General features: G+C 59.1%; 17 protein-coding genes. 16 read left to right on the plus strand and 1 reads right to left on the minus strand.

What is annotated here, in order from left to right; translation table 11 throughout:
* Positions 1 to 59 precede the first annotated feature (59 nt).
* From PMW70_RS02650 to ligA, 16 genes are all read left to right on the plus strand, one after another.
* Entirely contained in the window at positions 60 to 302 is a 243-nt protein-coding gene (locus PMW70_RS02650) for a FeoA family protein (protein WP_233540901.1), read from the plus strand.
* 39 nt (positions 303 to 341) lie between these two features.
* A complete protein-coding gene (locus PMW70_RS02655; RefSeq protein WP_006234774.1) occupies positions 342 to 563 on the plus strand; it encodes a FeoA family protein in 222 nt (73 codons plus the stop codon).
* A gap of 123 nt (positions 564 to 686) precedes the next feature.
* Entirely contained in the window at positions 687 to 3,014 is a 2,328-nt protein-coding gene (gene feoB, locus PMW70_RS02660; protein ID WP_271743807.1) for a ferrous iron transporter B, read from the plus strand.
* Positions 3,015 to 3,189: 175 nt separating this feature from the next.
* On the plus strand, positions 3,190 to 3,390 hold the full coding sequence (locus PMW70_RS02665) for a hypothetical protein (protein ID WP_117797110.1): 201 nt from the start codon (positions 3,190 to 3,192) through the stop codon (positions 3,388 to 3,390).
* Positions 3,391 to 3,911: 521 nt separating this feature from the next.
* A complete protein-coding gene (locus PMW70_RS02670; RefSeq protein WP_271743808.1) occupies positions 3,912 to 5,861 on the plus strand; it encodes an NAD(P)/FAD-dependent oxidoreductase in 1,950 nt (649 codons plus the stop codon).
* A 203-nt stretch (positions 5,862 to 6,064) separates the two neighbouring features.
* Positions 6,065 to 6,757, plus strand: a complete 693-nt coding sequence (locus tag PMW70_RS02675; RefSeq protein ID WP_271738481.1) for a GntR family transcriptional regulator — start codon at positions 6,065 to 6,067, stop codon at positions 6,755 to 6,757.
* A 120-nt stretch (positions 6,758 to 6,877) separates the two neighbouring features.
* The gene (locus PMW70_RS02680; RefSeq protein ID WP_271743809.1) at positions 6,878 to 7,900 is read left to right on the plus strand and encodes a LacI family DNA-binding transcriptional regulator; all 1,023 of its coding nucleotides are present in this window, start codon (positions 6,878 to 6,880) and stop codon (positions 7,898 to 7,900) included.
* A 42-nt stretch (positions 7,901 to 7,942) separates the two neighbouring features.
* Positions 7,943 to 8,437, plus strand: a complete 495-nt coding sequence (locus PMW70_RS02685) for a type II toxin-antitoxin system RelB/DinJ family antitoxin (protein ID WP_271743810.1) — start codon at positions 7,943 to 7,945, stop codon at positions 8,435 to 8,437.
* Positions 8,424 to 8,795, plus strand: a complete 372-nt coding sequence (locus PMW70_RS02690; protein ID WP_118258530.1) for a HepT-like ribonuclease domain-containing protein — start codon at positions 8,424 to 8,426, stop codon at positions 8,793 to 8,795. The genes PMW70_RS02685 and PMW70_RS02690 overlap by 14 nt, the downstream gene beginning before the upstream one ends.
* 134 nt (positions 8,796 to 8,929) lie before the next feature.
* Entirely contained in the window at positions 8,930 to 10,267 is a 1,338-nt protein-coding gene (locus PMW70_RS02695) for a glutamine synthetase family protein (RefSeq protein WP_271743811.1), read from the plus strand.
* A 50-nt stretch (positions 10,268 to 10,317) separates the two neighbouring features.
* Entirely contained in the window at positions 10,318 to 10,980 is a 663-nt protein-coding gene (locus tag PMW70_RS02700) for a response regulator transcription factor (RefSeq protein ID WP_006234733.1), read from the plus strand.
* Between the two features lie 182 nt (positions 10,981 to 11,162).
* Positions 11,163 to 12,290 carry a hypothetical protein gene (locus PMW70_RS02705; RefSeq protein ID WP_117583360.1) on the plus strand — a complete coding sequence of 376 codons (1,128 nt, stop codon included), beginning with the start codon at positions 11,163 to 11,165 and terminating at the stop codon, positions 12,288 to 12,290.
* 8 nt (positions 12,291 to 12,298) lie between these two features.
* Positions 12,299 to 12,655, plus strand: coding sequence for a hypothetical protein (locus PMW70_RS02710; protein ID WP_117648531.1), 357 nt, complete (start codon positions 12,299 to 12,301; stop codon positions 12,653 to 12,655).
* A gap of 3 nt (positions 12,656 to 12,658) precedes the next feature.
* Positions 12,659 to 13,243 carry a hypothetical protein gene (locus PMW70_RS02715; RefSeq protein WP_271743812.1) on the plus strand — a complete coding sequence of 195 codons (585 nt, stop codon included), beginning with the start codon at positions 12,659 to 12,661 and terminating at the stop codon, positions 13,241 to 13,243.
* Positions 13,244 to 13,415: 172 nt separating this feature from the next.
* Positions 13,416 to 14,885: a S1C family serine protease gene (locus tag PMW70_RS02720; RefSeq protein ID WP_271743813.1), complete on the plus strand. Its 1,470-nt coding sequence runs from the start codon at positions 13,416 to 13,418 to the stop codon at positions 14,883 to 14,885.
* Between the two features lie 247 nt (positions 14,886 to 15,132).
* A complete protein-coding gene (ligA, locus tag PMW70_RS02725; RefSeq protein ID WP_271743814.1) occupies positions 15,133 to 17,361 on the plus strand; it encodes an NAD-dependent DNA ligase LigA in 2,229 nt (742 codons plus the stop codon).
* Here ligA and PMW70_RS02730 read toward each other — a convergent pair.
* Positions 17,358 to 17,574 (minus strand): hypothetical protein (locus PMW70_RS02730; RefSeq protein ID WP_271743815.1); only part of this gene is annotated, 217 nt, incomplete at its 5' end. The two genes, ligA and PMW70_RS02730, sit on opposite strands and share 4 nt — an antisense overlap.

The raw sequence follows: 17,574 nt of genomic DNA on the forward strand, positions 1-17,574 counted from the left end.
GACGTGGTTAACTTTTGCTGCGTCGATGTTGAGGACGAACTGACGTTAGGAGCACACTCATGTCTTGCGGACCGCAGATGCCGGCCATGCCGCTTTCGATGGTGAAAGCGGGCGAAACCGTGCACGTGTCTCGTGTAAAGGGCAATGAGGACATGAAGCATCACCTCAAGGACCTCGGCTTTGTCGAGGGCAACGAGGTTCACGTGGTGAGCTCGAGTGGCGCCAATATCATCGTCACCGTGCTCGGCGCGCGCTTTGGTATCGATTCCAAGGTCGCCATGCACATCATGACTGTCGGTTAGTTCGCAGCATTCCATAAAAGCTGAAAGGGGGAAAAGAATATGAAGACGTTGGGTGACGTTAAGGTGGGCGAGAGCTCTACCATCGTCAAGCTTCACGGCGAGGGCGCGCTTCGCCGTCACCTTATGGACCTGGGCCTCATCAAGGGCACTTCGTTCAAGGTCGTTAAGGTTGCACCGCTCGGAGATCCGGTCGAGATCAACGTGCGCGGCTACGAGCTTTCCATCCGCAAGGAGGAGGCTGCCGTCGTCGAGGTCCAGTAGGGGCCCGCGGCAACTATTTATGCAGATAAAGTTAGGTTTTTCTAACTTAAATTTGCAATGTTGAAGCACATTATCCAGCCCGTGCGGAGAAAGCAGCGCGGGCACACAAGGAAGAAGGATTGAATGGCGGATTCTCAGATCCATGTCGCGCTGGCGGGTAACCCCAACTGCGGCAAGACCACGCTTTTCAACCTGATCACCGGCGCCAACGGCTACGTTGGCAACTGGCCCGGCGTCACGGTTGAGAAAAAGGAAGCCAAGCTCCTGAGTGACAAGAACGTCACGATTACGGACCTCCCCGGCATCTACTCGCTTTCCCCCTACAGCCCCGAGGAGCAGTGCTCGCGCGATTACCTCATGAGCGGCGAGCCCGATGTGGTCGTCCAGGTTGTCGACGCGACCAACCTTGAGCGCAACCTGTACCTGGCACTTCAGGTCATCGAGACCGGTCTGCCCGTGGTCGTTGCCCTCAACATGGCCGACCTCGTGGAGAAGAACGGCGATAAGATCGACACGGACAAGCTTTCCAAGAAGCTCGGCTGCCCGGTCATGATGATCTCGGCCCTTAAGAACAAGGGTATCAAGGAGCTGTTCGATCAGGTCAAGAAGTCCGCTGCTTCCAAGGGCCAGGTGCCGGAGCACAAGTTCGATTCTTCTATCGAGGACGTTCTGACCCACATCGAGAACAACCTGCCGGCGAGCGTTTCCGCCAACAAGCGTCGCTACTACGCCGTCAAGCTGTTTGAGCGCGATGCGGACGCCTGCAAGCTCATCAACCTCACCAAGGAGAAGGCCGATCGCGTTGAGCAGCTGGTCGCCCAGTGCGAGCAGGATTGCGACGACGACGCCGAGTCCATCATCACCGGCGAGCGCTACGGCGTGATTGCCCACATCATCGACGAGTGCCTCACCAAGGCTCCGGCCAAGATGAGCACTTCCGAGAAGATCGACCGTGTGGTTACCAACCGCATCCTCGGTCTGCCGATCTTCGTCGTGATCATGTTCTGCGTGTACTACATCGCCGTTTCTACCCTCGGCGGCACGGTGACCGACTTCACCAACGACCAACTCTTCGGCACCGACGGCTGGTACGTGCTCGGTCAGGGTCGCGACGCCTATGACGCAGCTGTTGAGGCTGCGGGCGACAATGCCGACTCGGTCGACCCGGCACAGTACGGCCCCTATGTCCCGGGTATCACCACCATGGTGCACGACGCCCTTGTGGCGGGCGGCACCGAGGACGGCGGCCTGGTCGATTCGCTGGTCTGCGACGGCATCGTCGGCGGCCTGGGTGCAATCTTTGGCTTTGTGCCGCAGATGTTCCTGCTCTTTGTGATGCTGTCTTTCCTGGAGGACTGCGGCTACATGGCCCGCGTCGCCTTCATCATGGACCGCGTATTCCGCCGCTTTGGCCTGTCCGGTAAGTCGTTCATCCCCATGCTCGTGTCCTCGGGCTGCGGCGTCCCCGGCGTCATGGCCACCAAGACCATCGAGAACGAGAAGGACCGCCGCATGACGGTCATGACCACCACGTTTATTCCCTGCGGTGCCAAGCTGCCGATCATTGCCCTGCTCATGGGTTCCATCATCGGCGATTCTTCCACCACCGCCGCGTGGATCAGCCCGCTCTTCTACTTCCTGGGCGTCTTTGCCGTCATCGCCTCGGGCCTCATGCTCAAGAAGACCAAGCTCTTCGCCGGTCGCCCGACGCCGTTCGTTATGGAGCTTCCCGCCTACCACTTCCCGGCGATCCGCTCTTGGGCGCTGCATGTATGGGAGCGCTGCTGGGCCTTTATCAAGAAGGCCGGCACGGTCATCTTCGCGTCCACCGTCGTGGTTTGGTTCCTCTCCAACTTTGGTAGCTACAACGGTTCCTTCGGCTTCCTGCCTGCGATGGACGGCATCCCCGAGGAGTTTATGGACTACTCCGTGCTCGCCATGCTGGGCAACCTGGTCGCTTGGATCTTCGCCCCGCTCGGCTTTAGCACCTGGCAGGCCACCGCGCTGACTGTCTCTGGACTTGTCGCCAAGGAGAACGTCGTCGCCACCGCCGGCTCGCTGCTGTCCGTTGCCGACGCCGCCGAGACCGACCCGAGCCTGTGGACCGCGTTCGCCGGCATGTTCCCGACTATGGGCGCTTGCGTTGCCTTTGGCGCCTTTAACCTGCTGTGCGCCCCGTGCTTTGCCGCCATGGGCACTATCCGCAACCAGATGGACTCCGGCAAGTGGACCGCGATTGCCATCGGCTACGAGTGCGCCTTTGCCTGGGTGATCGGCCTGTTCATCAACCAGTTCTACAACCTGCTTGTCCTTGGCCAGTTTGGTATTTGGACGGTTGTAGCCATCGTTCTGCTGGTTGCGATGCTCTTCCAGATCTTCCGTCCCATGCCCAAGCACGCTTGGACCGACGAGGACGAGACCAACACCGCTTCCGCTGCAGTTTCCGCTTAAGTCCGAATAAGGATCAGCCCCTTTCCACGAGCCCGGGTGTCCCAGTGACACTCGGGCTTTTTGGTGAGGGAGATGTGGCGTTTCCGCAGATAAAACCGACCAAAATATACCTGTCCCTTTTTGGCAGGTGGAGAATGGGGTAAAGTAAGTGATGGTTAACTAGAGGAGGCTTGCTATGGCACCTATCGATATTGTTGTACTGGCTATTATCGGTATTGCGTTTGTCGCCGTGTGCGTGCGCATTTATCGCAAGGGCACCTGCGCCGACTGTGCTCAGGGTGGTGTTTGCACGGGACATTGCTCCAACAAAAAGACCTGCGCCGCACTTAAGGGCGTGGATAAAATCGCCGAAGACCTGGGCCGCGGTATCAAATAGGACTCAGGCATCAAAGCGCCCCGCGAGCATCCGTTCACGGGGGCGCTTTGTGCATTCGGGGGCGAGCGCGGCGATTGGACTCGATGCCGCCGGCCGTCCGCATTTGAGTCGTTAGGGAGGGTGCCCCCTCTTGCGGCGTACATTTTTGGGAATATTCAGCAAACGTATGTCCCGATAGAGGGGCAGAACGGCTGTTTTAAGTGCCTACGATGGCGTAATTCGCCATCGTAGGCACTTATTTATGCCGATCGGGCGCAAAATGCGCACCAAATGGGGCGTCGAGGACGCTGCGCGGCGCACTCCGATGCTGAATATTCCCAAAAATGTACGTCGGGACATGACCCACCTGGGCAAAAGCACACAAGTTCGGTGTTCAGGGGTGCCAGTATCGGCGGTATACTAGAGTTTTGTGAACCGAGCAGAAGCCGGGGGAACACGTGCGCTCGGGCACCGCTCGGTTGCTGCTACGATAGATAGGTCAGTAATTTGCCGCCGAGCGGCTCAAACGAAAGGAAGCCTGCATGGAGTCATCCGCCTACCCGATGCTCTTTAGTCCGATCAAGGTCGGTACGACCGAGGTCAAGAACCGCGTCTTTATGCCGCCGGTGTCTACCAACCTGGCCGATCACGGCTATGTGACCGACGACTTGGTCGATCATTACCGTGCCCGCGCCAAGGGCGGCGTGGGCCTGATCATCACTGAGGTCGTGACGGTCGAGCCTACCTATACCTATCTGCCGGGTGACATGTGCTGCTACGACGACACGTTTATCCCTGGCTGGGAAAAGCTCGCCGCCGCCGTCCACGAGTATGGCTGCAAGATCATGCCGCAGCTCTTCCACCCCGCCTACATGGCCTTTAACATTCCGGGCACCCCGCGCCTCATCGCTCCGTCCTTTGTGGGCCCGTCCTATGCCCGCGAGGCTCCGCGTTCCATCACCATCGACGAGATCCACGAGCTCACGCATCAGTTCGGCGACGCTGCCGTGCGTATGCAGAAGGCCGGCGTCGATGGCGTCGAGGTTCATGCGGCGCACGCCCATGGCATGCTCGGCGGCTTTTTGACCCCGCTCTATAACAAGCGTACCGACGAGTACGGTGGCTCGCTCGACGCCCGCATGCGCTTCTTGCTCGAGGTCATCGCCGAGATCCGCGAGCGCTGTGGCAAGGACTTCATTATCGACGTCCGCATCTCGGGTGACGAGTACACCGATGGCGGCTTGACCCTCAACGACATGATCTACGTCTCGCGCCGCCTGGAGAAGGCCGGCGTCGACATGATCCATGTGTCGGGCGGCACCACCATCAAGCGCGGCTCTGCAATTCCCGCTGCCGGCACGCAGCAGGCCTCGCACGCTGCCTGCTCGCGCGAGATCAAAAAGCATGTGAACATTCCCGTTGCCACGGTCGGCCGCATCAACGAGGCATGGATTGCCGAGGAGCTGATCGAGGACGGTGCCGCCGACATCTGCATGATGGGCCGTGCCAATCTGTGCGATGCCGAGTTCTGCAACAAAGCGGCTGCCGGCAACGCCGACGAGATCCGTCCCTGCATCGGCTGCCTGCGCTGCCTGAACGGCATCATGTTTGGCAAGCGCATCTCCTGCACCGTCAACCCGGACGTGGAGCGCGACGAGGCCGGCTACGAGCCTGCCGCCGAGGCGAAGAACGTGCTCGTCGTGGGCGCCGGACCCGCGGGCATGGAGGCGGCCTACATTGCCGCCAAGCGCGGCCATAACGTGGTGCTCGTGGACAAGCAGGACGAGCCGGGTGGCGAGATGCGCATCGCGGCCGTTCCGCCGGCAAAGCAGGAGCTCACGCGCGTGATCAAGTATCAGTACCGTCGCCTGGCCGAGGCCGGCGTCACGTGCGTCTTTGGTACCGAGCTGACCGCCGAGGACATCCAGCGCGATTACGCGGGCTACGAGGTTGTCCTGGCTTATGGCGCCGAGCCCATCGCTCCGGCTTTTATGCAGGGCTTTAAGCAAGTTATGACGGCTGACGACCTGCTGGGCGGCAAGGCTTTCCCGGGCAAGAAGATCGTCATCGTGGGCGGCGGCACCGTCGGCTGCGAGACGGCCGATTACCTGGCCCCGTTGGTCAACGACCTGTCGCCGGCCAATCGCGACGTCACCGTCATCGAGATGACCAAGACGCTCGCCGCTAACGAGGGCGGCGCCGGTCGCGCGGTGCTCATCACGCGCATGCTCTCCAAGGGCGTTCACGTGCTAACCGAGGCCAAGGTGACCGAGATCACCGAGGACACCATCTCGTACGAAAAGGATGGCCAGATCCACACCATCGCCGATGCCGATACGCTGGTGCTTGCCATGGGCTATCGTCCCAATACCAAGCTTGCCGACGACCTTGCCGCTGCCGGCGTTGCCATCCACGTGCTGGGCGATGCCAACAAGTGCGGCAACATCCGCGACGCTATCGGCGATGGCTACAAGGTTGCCTGCGAACTCTAGTCAACCCCTTGGTGCATGAAGAGGGGCGTCTCTGCGCCATCCGATAGCAAAACAGCGGTGGTGTCCCGGGTTTCGGGATGCCGCCGCTTGCTCTTGCGGTGCTGGCGACGTGAGCACCGCCTCTTTCACCGCAATTGAGGAGATGGGGGATGCGATAGTATTACGTGGTATTCGACAAACCGTGAGCTTCATCCGAGGGCTTTATGGAACAACACCAGCATTATCAGAGCCTGCAAGACCAGGCATACAACGCATTGCGCTCCAAGATCATCTATGCCGAGCTCAAGCCCGGCACGCGTCTTTCGGCGATTGGTCTGGAAAAGGAGACGGGAATCGGGCGCACGCCCATTCGCGAGTCCTTTGTGCGCCTGCGCGAGCAGGAGCTGGTGGAAACGCGTCCCAAAAGCGGCACCTATGTCTCAAAAATCAGCATGGAGCGCGCCGAGAACGCCTGTTTCTTGCGCGAGAAACTCGAGCGAAGCGTGCTCATCAAATGCTGTTCGGCCGCCACACCCGAGCAAAAGCATCGGCTCGAGCAGATTCTTGCCGAGTCCGAATCGCTCGACCATCGCGAAACACGTCGCTTTTTCGATCTGGACAACCTGTTCCACGAGACGTGTTTTGAGATTGCCGGCCGCCACATGTTGTGGGATTGGATGAAGAGCGTCAACACGCATTTTGAGCGATACAACTGGTTACGTATGGTGTCGCAGGATTTGGATTGGGAGCCGATTCGTCGGCAGCATCGCCGGATTCTCGAGGCCATTAAGAAGGGCGATACCGATACGGCGAGCTATTTGGCAGAGACGCACTTGCATCTGATGCCCGAGGAGCAGGGCCCGGTTATCGCCTTGCATCCCGACTATTTCGAGCTGCCCAAAGACTCGGCTATCTAACTCGCCCCCTTTATTTGCTGCGGTGAAATTAAGATCGCTCTGCGGCTCTGGTGGCGTAGGCAGTCCGTATAAATGCCTAAAATGGCTCAGGTTGCCGACAATGGGGAAACGGGGTGCGCTATGGCGCAGATGAGAATCAAGGACATTGCCGCCGAGGCGGGCGTGAGCCCGGCCACGGTCTCGCGCTACCTCAATAACCGCCCCGGGCAGATGACCGAGGAAACCCGCGCCCGCATCGCGGCGGTTATCGAGCGCACCGGCTATCGCCCGCGTGCCGCCGCGCGTAATTTGCGCAGCTCGCGCACCAATCTCATCGGCGTGATCATGGCCGACATTAGCAACCCGTTCTCCAGCGCCATGCTTGAGGACCTTTCCGCCAGCGCCGCTGCGCGCGGCTGCTCGCTCATGACGGCCGTTAGCGGCAATGATCCTGCTAAGGAGGCCGAATCGCTCACCAGGCTTATCGATGCCGGCGTGGACGGCCTCGTCGTTAACACCTGCGGCGGCAACGACGAGGCGATCGCCGCGGCCGCGGGACGCCTGCCTGTCGTTCTGCTCGACCGCGATGTTGCCGCCGGCGGCATCGATCTGGTGACCTCCAACAACCGTGAGCTGGTCGCCGGCCTGGTAGACGCCTTGGCCTCTGCAGGCAGCGAGCGTCTGTGCCTGCTCACCGAGGCGAGCGACGACAGCCCCGTGCGTCGTGAGCGCGCCGAGGCCTTTGCCGACGAGCTCTCGCGTCGCGGTCTGGCAGGCGAGGTCGTTACCCTGGCCGATGGTGGCGCCACGGGCGTCGGCCGCCTGGACGAGGCCATCCGCGAGTACGCGGGTAAAAAGCTCGGCCTTATCGCCGTCAACGGCTTAGTCTTTCTGCGTCTGACCGAGGCGCTGGCGCAGCTGGGTCCCTCGCTGCCGGCGGGTCTCAGGATCGCGGCGTTTGACGATTACCCCTGGCACCACGTGCTCTTTGGCGGTGTGACCACGGCCGCGCAAGACACCCTTACCATTGCCGAGCGCGTAGTCGAGCGCCTGTCCGAGCGCATCGACGTCGTTACCACTACGGTGGGCGATGCCGCAAAGCTCGCCCCCAAGCGCATCGAGGTCCCCGGCCACATCGAACACCGCGCTTCGACCTCGCGCTAGTCTGTGTGATAATATATAGACAATGTCATACAGGAGGTATCCATGGCTGCGTCTGTGCTGAGTGTGCGAGTGGACTCGTCAATTAAAGATTCATTTGCCGAGCTGTGCGAAGAACTTGGCATGACTTCGTCTGTTGCAGTCAATATGTTTATGAGACAGATGCTGCGCGAGCGTTCGCTGCCGTTTGTCCCTTCACTCGGTAAAAGCTCTGCGAGCGGAAGCGTCGCGGCGGGCATTTTGGATACCGCTCAGATTGAGTCCGCTGTCCGTGAGGCGGCCAGCCCGATTCACGCCATCAAAAGCGTGATTCTTTTTGGCTCGTATGCTCGTGGCGACGCGCGCGCCGATAGTGACATTGACTTGCGTCTCGAAGTCGATCGCGATCAGGGCTTTGGCCTTTTCGCGTTGTCGGCATTCGGCGAGGCGGTGCGCAAAGAAACTGGGAGGCAGGTTGATCTTGTCTCGAGCGACCATCTTGATGCCGATCTTGCCGCGGTAATCGAGCGCGAAGGAGTGATCCTTTATGATCGCGCGTAAGTCAGACGGCCTCCGCGCCCAAGAGGTCTTGGACGCCATCTCTGAAACGAACGAGCGCATCAAGGCTTTTGATATCACCGAGGACCAGTTTCTGCATGCGAATGACGTGCGGACGAGGGCGTTGGCGGACTCCCTTTTGATGTGCGCGCTTAGGGTGACGGAAGAAGCGGGCAAGTTGTCGGAACGCTCGCAGCGGCTTCATCCCGAAATTGAGTGGCGTGGAATTATCGGCATGAGAAATTACCTCGCGCATGATTACGGCAATGTCGACCGATCGGTTGTTTGGGATGCGGTGACGATGGAGTTCCCAGCGCTGGAACGAGCGTGTAGGCAAATTGTTTCCGAATCTGAACGCTAGCCATTCGTTCGCAACGGCCTGCTCGCGCACGTTTTTTGAGCGCTTGATACGCTTTAACCCTGCGGAAACATTTTTCTGCGATAGTATCTGCGATATAGACCAGTCGAAACCCGCCCGAAAGAAAGGGGAGCGACATGAACCAGCAGAACATCGATTACGTACTCCGCTCCGTAGAGCAGCGTGACATCCGCTTTGTGCGTCTGTGGTTTGTCGACATTCTTGGCCGCCTCAAGAACTTTGCCATTAGCCCCGAGGACCTCGAGGTCGCTTTTGAGGAGGGTATTGGCTTTGACGGCTCTGCCATCGAGGGCTTTGCCACGCCCGAGGAAGCCGACATGCTGGCGTTCCCCGATGCTTCGACCTTCCAGATCCTGCCGTGGCGCCCGAGTCACAACGGCGTCGCCCGCGTGTTCTGCGACGTGTGCACCCCCGATTGCAAGCCGTTTGCCGGCGACCCGCGCGATGCCCTGCGCCGCATGTTCCACAAGGCCGAGAAGGCTGGCTATCTGCTCAACGTGGGTGCCGAGCTGGAGTATTACTACTTCCCCGACGAGCACACCCCCGAGCCGCTCGACAACGTGGGCTACTTCGATCTTTCGGTGAGCGATGCCGCCCGCGACCTGCGTCGCAACACGGTTCTCACGCTCGAGAAGATGTCCGTGCCCGTGGAGTACACCTTCCACGCCGCCGGCCGCTCACAGCATGGCATGAGCCTGCGTCACGCCGAGGCCCTGAGCATGTCCGACGCCATCACCACGGCCAAACTCATCATTAAGCAGCAGGCCTACGAGAGCGGTTGCCACGCCTCCTTTATGCCCAAGCCGTTGGCGGGCGAGGACGGCAGTGCCATGTTCCTGTGCCAGTCGCTGTTCGACCATGACGGCAACAACGTCTTTTGGGGCGAGGACGACGAGAAGTACCACCTCTCCGATATCGCCAAGCACTACATGGCCGGCATCTTGGCGCACGCGCGCGAGATCAGCGCCATCACCAACCCCACGGTCAACTCGTACAAGCGCATCACCACGGGTGGCGACTCCGTGCCGCAGTACGCCACGTGGGGCCTGCGCAACCGCGCGAGCATGGTCCGCATTCCGGTCTACAAGCCCGGCAAGCAGCTGTCCACGCGCATCGAGCTGCGCAGTCCCGATCCCATGGCCAATCCGTACCTGGTCAACGCCGTTACGCTGGCGGCTGGTCTGGATGGCATCGAGCGCAAGCTGGAGCTCCCGCCCGAGGCCACGGCCGAGACGCTCAAGCTTACCGACCGTCAGATGGTCGAGGCCGGCTACACGCCGCTGCCGCGCTCGCTCAAAGAGGCGCTCGACGTGTTTGAGGACTCGCAGTTTATGAAGGATGCCCTCGGCGAGCACATCCACAGTTTCTTCCTCAAAAAGAAGCGCGACGAGTGGCATAAGTTTGAGTCTACGATCACCGAGTGGGAGATCAAGCACTACCTGGCGAACTCCTAATCGCGCTGGCTTGTTCCAGTACGATTGAGCTCATTTCTTTGGAGGCCGATATGTCCGAAAAGAGTGCCCTGTTCATGGCGCGCACGACGCGCTTCCACGAGTTTGCCCGCAGCTTGACGACTACCCTGGGTGTCGAGGTGAGCCTGGCAACCCCCGATTCGCCAACTGCGGCGCACGACTTTGACCTGCTGATCCTCGATTCCGATGGCATCCGCAGCGACCGCATCGATCAGATTGCCAAGTGGCTTGACGATCGCGGCGGTGTCCCCATGCTGGTGATTGTCGACGACGAGGCACTCGGCACCTTGCGCCTGCCCAATCACGCGCATGCCGACTTTGTATGCCCTACGGCGACGCCCAACGAGCTCAAGGCTCGCGCGCAGCGTCTGATGGGCGAGGAGGAGACCGTCACCGCCGACGATGTGCTCAACATCGATAACCTCGAGATCAACCTGGCCACCTACCAGGTGACGCTCGATAACGAGCCCATCGACCTTACGCTGATGGAGTACTCGTTGCTGAGCTTTTTGGCAACACACCCCAACCGTGCCTACAGCCGCGAGGTGTTGCTGCACCGCGTGTGGGGCTTTGAGTACTGCGGCGGCACGCGCACCGTCGACGTGCACATCCGACGCATCCGTTCCAAGGTGGGGCCGCAGATCGCGGCGCACATCACCACCGTCCGCGGCGTGGGCTATCTGTTTAAGGACTAGCAAGTAAATAGAGGAATGTGAGGGTACCGGAGATTTCTCCAGTACCCTTTTCTCGTTTAGGGCGAGAAGAAGACCTTTCACCGATTTAAAGTGTGTCAGTAAAAACAATATCAAACGTATAGCACTATCTCACGAATATCATTTAGTTACCGTATCTCCCTACTGCACGGATGGAGGAAGAAATGCGTTATTCGAGAAAGGTGATTGTCGGATTCATAGTATTGCTTGCCGCCCTGATGTCTCCAAGGTTGGTTTTTGGAGACGACGACTTGGTTCGTGTCACACCGCAAATAGCTGTGGAGCAAGCGCAAGCTTTCTTTGATGACGTATCGGATGAGCCGGTGACCGCTTGTGACCCAGTAAAAATGGTGAATTCCGATGGGGAATCAATCGGGTATATCGTTCGCGCGAAGCGGGATGACGTTAACTATGGCTACGTCGTATTTGATTCAGAGCGATCTTGGTGGATCAGCGAATACTGCTTGGCTCCGAACGCTCTTTTACCTATCGAGAGTGCAAGCGAAGAAATTGCACTCCTCGCATCCTCGGATAACGTCGTTGCGTTAAAGATTGACGAGCTAACTGTTGGCGTTGCCGACTTAGATAAAAACATTGTTTTAGACGCAAGTGGAAAAAAAGTACCAAATAAATTGTCCTCGGGAGGCAATCGCAGCGGATCGCCGGAACATTTCGATGACGTTTTTGTATCTGCCAAGGATTTGTATAAACAGGGATATGTTGTTGATGCGAGCAAAACGGTTTCGGGAATAATAACGCCAACGCAAACAGAAGTTATCAAAGAAACGGGGACTTATGCTTGCGCTGTTTCGGCAATGTTTGCAGTTAGCAGTCACTATGTGACTTTGAACCGCCTTAAATTGTCCGATTTATACTCGGAGCTTTGGAGGCTGTCGGGGACATGGGAAGAAGAAGAAAAGAAATATGATCAAGCGACTGGTCTGTACTTTACTCAAGGCAAGACTTCTCCTGACAAACCCGCTCCGGCCTTAAAGGAGTTTTGTGCAAGACGAGGCAAGGAGCTTGAGACGTCATTCGTTTGGTATCCGTCATGGGATTCCTTTAGGGTGAATACCGACTCGGGGAATCTGAGTATTTTCTCTGGAAGGCTCCGGTCAAATGGCAGCGGGCACGCAATGGCAGTTGTGGGCTACGTGGCAATGCATAACACATACTCGAATGCCAAGAAGTACCTGCTTGTTGTTTGGAATGGATGGACAAACCAGCTACAGTTTCTTCCATATGACGTATCAATTTACACGTCTCACGATGGCACATATTGCAAGGGTTGATTGTACTCGTGAACGGCGACAAGTTCATTCGAAGGGCAATGCTCCTATTGGTGCTTTCCTTTGCTTTGCTCACCGCAGCGAGCTTCTTTCTGTTAAGGGCGACTAATGGGGGAGAAAACGACACGGTTGTTGCAGTCGAGGTGCGCGCTCTATCGGATGTTCATAACGGGCAATTTGAGGCGCTTATGCCAAGTGGTTGCCGTAAGAGAATCGATATGCGCCGTAAGTCAAGTTCCGGATATGTCTCAGGGTTGAAAGCAGGTGATAAATGGATTCTAGTTTTTGTGGAAGATAAGGAACTTGACGGGACTGTTCTGTATCCCCATTCAGCTGAGAAAGTCAAATCAAGTAGACAAGGGGAATGAAGAATGATTGATAGAAAGCAGTTCTTAGGTCTGATGGCGGGGGCTCCTATTTTGATGCGAGCCGGGATGGCAGAAGCCGTGGAGTTGCCGGACGCTCAGAAGCGATTGACGCTCGTGGTCGACACGGTGGTTAGAGATGAAAATGGCAATGAAAAAACGCGAACAAGAAGCAGAGAGACTATTTTCACGCCAGAGAGCAAAACTGTGTCTGCCGACGCTATGGCCGGTGATGTCATAACAATCCAGAGGGAATCAGATGAAACGTTGCCGCTGCTTGCCAAGATTGAGCTCACAGTCGCTTATTATAACGATAAAACAGAAATTGAGATTCGTTCCGGAAAGTACTCGATAGTCCAAATCAATCCGCTTGTGATGTATGCAAACGCTTGGTACGCGCTCATGCAGAAGGATAAATACGTGATGAATAACTTCACGGAAAGCGAAGCATCATATGAAACGGGGTGGGAGCCAACGCCATACGACGCGGAGAAAGATAAGTGGACGTGCGGATCAGGCATGGGCGCGACGATTACGGACTTCATTAACGATTCAACATATAGCTTTGCTATCGACTGTTATATCGAATAGACATGACGGCATAGAACGAATTGGCCTATAAGCATGTCATTACTTAAGCAAAGCTGAAATCTTGGCATCTAGTGCTCGGGACTGCCCAGCTTGGGGTACAACTCAACGTGAACAATGATGGCCCGCCACATGTTTGGCGGGCCTTTGGTTATTTGAAGAAAGGATCGCAGCTATGAGCGAGAACGATTCCCAGCGTCCCCAGGATGTTGGCAATGCCGGCGAGACTCAGCAGCAGCCGCGCGTGCAGGTGGAGTCGACGCCTGCCGACGGCAACAACATTCCCTACGTGCAGGCCTACGATACGCAGACCGGCAAGCCGCTGGGCGGCCAACAGGTCGTGAACAAGCACACAGTGGTCAAGACTAAGACCAAAAAGCTGCCGATCTTTATTACGGCGCTTGCCGGTTGTGCCTGCGGCGCCCTGCTGGTCATTGCGCTCATTATGAGCGGCACGCTCAACATTGGCGGCGGAAAGAATGCCGTGACGGCGGGTGCTTCGGGTTCATCGACGCAAAAGATTACGATTGATTCCGAGGACACCACGCTGGCCGAGGCCGTTTCTGCCAAGGCGTTGCCCTCCGTGGTTTCCATTACCGCCACTTCGAGCGGCAGCCAGAATGGCTCGCTTTCGCAGTCTGCCGACGAGTCGGACAGCTCGGGCAGCGTCGGTTCGGGCGTGGTGCTCGATACCGAGGGCCACATCCTCACCAACAACCACGTGGTCGATGGCTATGACCAGTACGTGGTGACCATGGATGACGGCACCACCTACGAGGCCGAGTTCGTGGGCAACGACGCTTCGAGCGACCTGGCCGTCATCAAGCTCAAGGACGCAGACGCCTCCAAGCTCACGCCGATTGAGATCGGTGATTCCTCCAAGCTCAACGTGGGCGAGTGGGTCATGGCGATCGGCTCGCCGTTCGGCAACGAGCAGTCTGTCTCCACCGGTATCGTCTCGGCGCTCTACCGCTCCACGGCCATGAGCTCTACCAACGGTAACACCATCTATGCCAACATGATCCAGACCGATGCCGCCATCAACCCGGGCAACTCCGGCGGCGCGCTCGTCAACGACAACGGCGAGCTGGTAGGCATCAACTCGCTCATCGAGAGCTACTCAGGTTCCAGCTCGGGTGTTGGCTTTGCTATTCCCGTTAACTACGCCAAGAACATTGCCGACCAAATCATCGACGGCAAGACGCCGGTTCATCCGTACCTGGGAGCCACGCTTTCGAGCGTCAACGCGCTCAACGCCCGTACCAACAAACTGAGCACCGATAGCGGTGCCTACGTGGCGAGCGTTGTCGAGGACGGTCCCGCTGCCAAGGCTGGTATCCAGGAGGGCGACGTCATCACCAAGCTGGGCGACGACGAGATTACGAGTGCCGACGGCCTGATCATCGCACTGCGCAGCCACGAGGTGGGCGAGAAGGTCGAGATTACGCTCATGCGCGGCAAGGAAGAGAAGAAGGTCACCGTCGAGCTGGGCTCCGACGAGGAGCTGCAGAGCCAGCAGCAGAACGACAGCGCGACCGATACCGGCAACGGCGGTATTACCGACGAGCAGCTGCGCCAGTATCTGGAGGAGCTGCTGGGCCAGCAGGGCCAGGGTCAAGGCCAAGGCTATGGCCAGGGTTTCTAACGAGCCGTATTGCACATATCGAAGCCAGAGGGGACTGTCCCGCCAACGCGGGACAGTCCCTCTTTTCTTATTGATCCGTTGGGGACGTGGAAACGGATCATTTAGAAATGGCACGGATAGGAGTTGATCGCGCGATCCACTCCGGTCTGGCGGCTGCCGATTCGATGCGGTTCGAAAGGGTTATTCGGCGCCATGGCGACCGGTGGTACTCTTGTATCCGTTTGAAATCGAGCGAAGGAGTGCCGCTATGGAGCAATCGAGCCTGTTTGGTGACGGCGTGGACATCGATACCGAAACGCCCGCGAGTGCGGATGCCGCCGCACCGACCGACGTCCATGCCCAGGCGGCAGCGCGCGCGGCCGAGCTGCGCCACGAGCTCGATTACCACGCCTATCGCTACTACATGCTCGATGCGCCCGAAATCACGGACGCCGCCTTCGACAAAATGCTCGTTGAGCTGCAGGAGATCGAGGCGACCTACCCCGACCTGGTGACGCCCGACAGCTATACCCAGCGCGTGGGCGGCTACGTGAGCGAGCAGTTTACGCCGGTCACGCATATGGCGCGCATGTATTCCATGGACGATGCCATGGACCTGGACGAACTCGACGCGTGGCTCCAGCGCGCCGAGGATGCGCTCGGCGCCGGCAGCGTTACCTATACCTGCGAGCTTAAGATCGACGGCCTGGGCGTGGCCCTTACCTACCAAAACGGCACCTTCGTGCGCGCGGCCACACGCGGCGACGGCACCACGGGCGAGGACGTGTCGCTCAACGTGCGAACCATCAAGGATGTGCCCATGCACCTGTCCGAGCCGGCGCTCGCCCACATGGGCGCCGACCGCGAGCGCACCATTGAGGTGCGCGGCGAGGTCTATATGCCCAAGGGCAGCTTTGTTCGTCTGAACGACGAGGCCGATGCCGAGGGGCGCGACCCCTTCGCCAACCCGCGCAACGCCGCCGCCGGCAGCCTGCGCCAAAAGGACCCCAAGGTCACGGCGCGCCGCGACCTGGCTACCTTTATCTACGCCATTGCCGATACCGATCCGCTGCACGTCCACAGCCAGCGTGAGTTTCTCGACTGGCTGCGCAGTGCCGGCTTTAGCGTCAACCCCAACGTGGCACGCTGCGCCACGCCGGCCGAGGTCCACGAGTTCTGTGCCCAGGCCCTCGAGCATCGCGGTGACCTGGACTACGACATCGACGGCGTGGTCGTAAAGGTTGACAGCTTCCAACAGCAGCTCGACCTGGGCTTTACCGCCCGTGCGCCGCGTTGGGCCATCGCCTTTAAGTTCCCGCCCGAGGAAAAGCAGACCGTCCTGCGCGAGATTCGCATCCAGGTGGGCCGCACCGGTGTGCTCACGCCGGTCGCTGAGTTCGACCCGGTGACGGTCGCCGGCTCCACCATCGCGCGCGCCACGCTGCACAACATCGACGAGATCCGCCGCAAAAACGTGCGCGAGGGCGACACTATCATCGTGCACAAGGCAGGCGACGTGATTCCCGAGGTCGTGGGCCCCGTGCTCGACAAGCGCCCGGCCGACAGCGTTGACTGGCAGATGCCCGAGGTCTGCCCCGTGTGCGGCAGCCCCGTGGTGCACGAGGACGGCGAGGTGGCCTACCGCTGCGTGTCCATCGACTGCCCCGCACAGCTCAAGGAGCGCCTGCTCCACTGGGTGAGCCGCGGTTGCATGGACGTGGACGGCCTGGGCGACGAAATCGTCGACAAGATGATCGCCGCCGGCCTTATCCACGATGTCGCGGACTTCTACCAGCTCACAGTCGACGACATCGCCGGCCTGGACACGGGCCGCGTGTATGCCAGCTCCAACAGCAAAAAGGGCGTCAAGAAGGGCGACCCCATTCCGGTGGGCCTCAAGACGGCCGAGAAAATCATCGCCGAGCTCAACAAGTCTAAGAGCCAGCCGCTCGGTCGCGTGCTGTTTGCCTTGGGTATCCGTCATGTGGGCAAGAGTGTGGGCGAGGTCATTGCCGAGCGATTCCTGTCGATTGACAAGCTCATCTTGGCGAGCGAAGAGGACATCGCCGAGTGCGAGGGCATCGGTCCCAAGATTGCGGCGAGCGTCAAGCAGTTCCTGGCCGTGCCCGAGAACCTTGCCGTGCTGGAACGCCTGCGCCAGGCGGGCCTGTCGCTCGAGGTCGACTTGGGCGCCGCGCACGCGCAAGCCGCAGCCGACGCTGGCGTGGCAGGCGAGCTTGCCGACGCACAGCCACTCGCGGGTCTGACCTTCGTGCTCACCGGCACACTCGTCAACCGCACCCGCGACGAGGCGGGCGCGGCGCTCAAGGTGCTTGGCGCCAAGGTTTCGGGCAGTGTGTCAAAGAAGACGAGCTATCTGGTCGCCGGCCCCAAAGCGGGCTCCAAGCTCGCCAAGGCCGAGCAGCTGGGCGTGCCTGTATTGGATGAGGACGCGCTCGAGCAGATCCTGGCGACTGGTGAGGTGCCCCAGGCTTAGCGCATCGATAGCCAAATTGAAGAACCACCCGAAAAGCATGATGTGAACTGCGCCCCAATTCTTGGACGGGCTAATAAGCGGCCTACGCCGCACATAGGGACTGATTCCGGAATTCCTCCGGGGTCAGTCCCTTCAGTTGAACTGCATCCCATTTCTTGGACTTTGAAATTAAGGTTCGAGAAAAGGGAGGCATCGGAAATGCCCCGCAGGAAG

Source organism: Collinsella aerofaciens (genome assembly GCF_028209625.1).
Lineage (GTDB): Bacteria > Actinomycetota > Coriobacteriia > Coriobacteriales > Coriobacteriaceae > Collinsella > Collinsella aerofaciens_AM.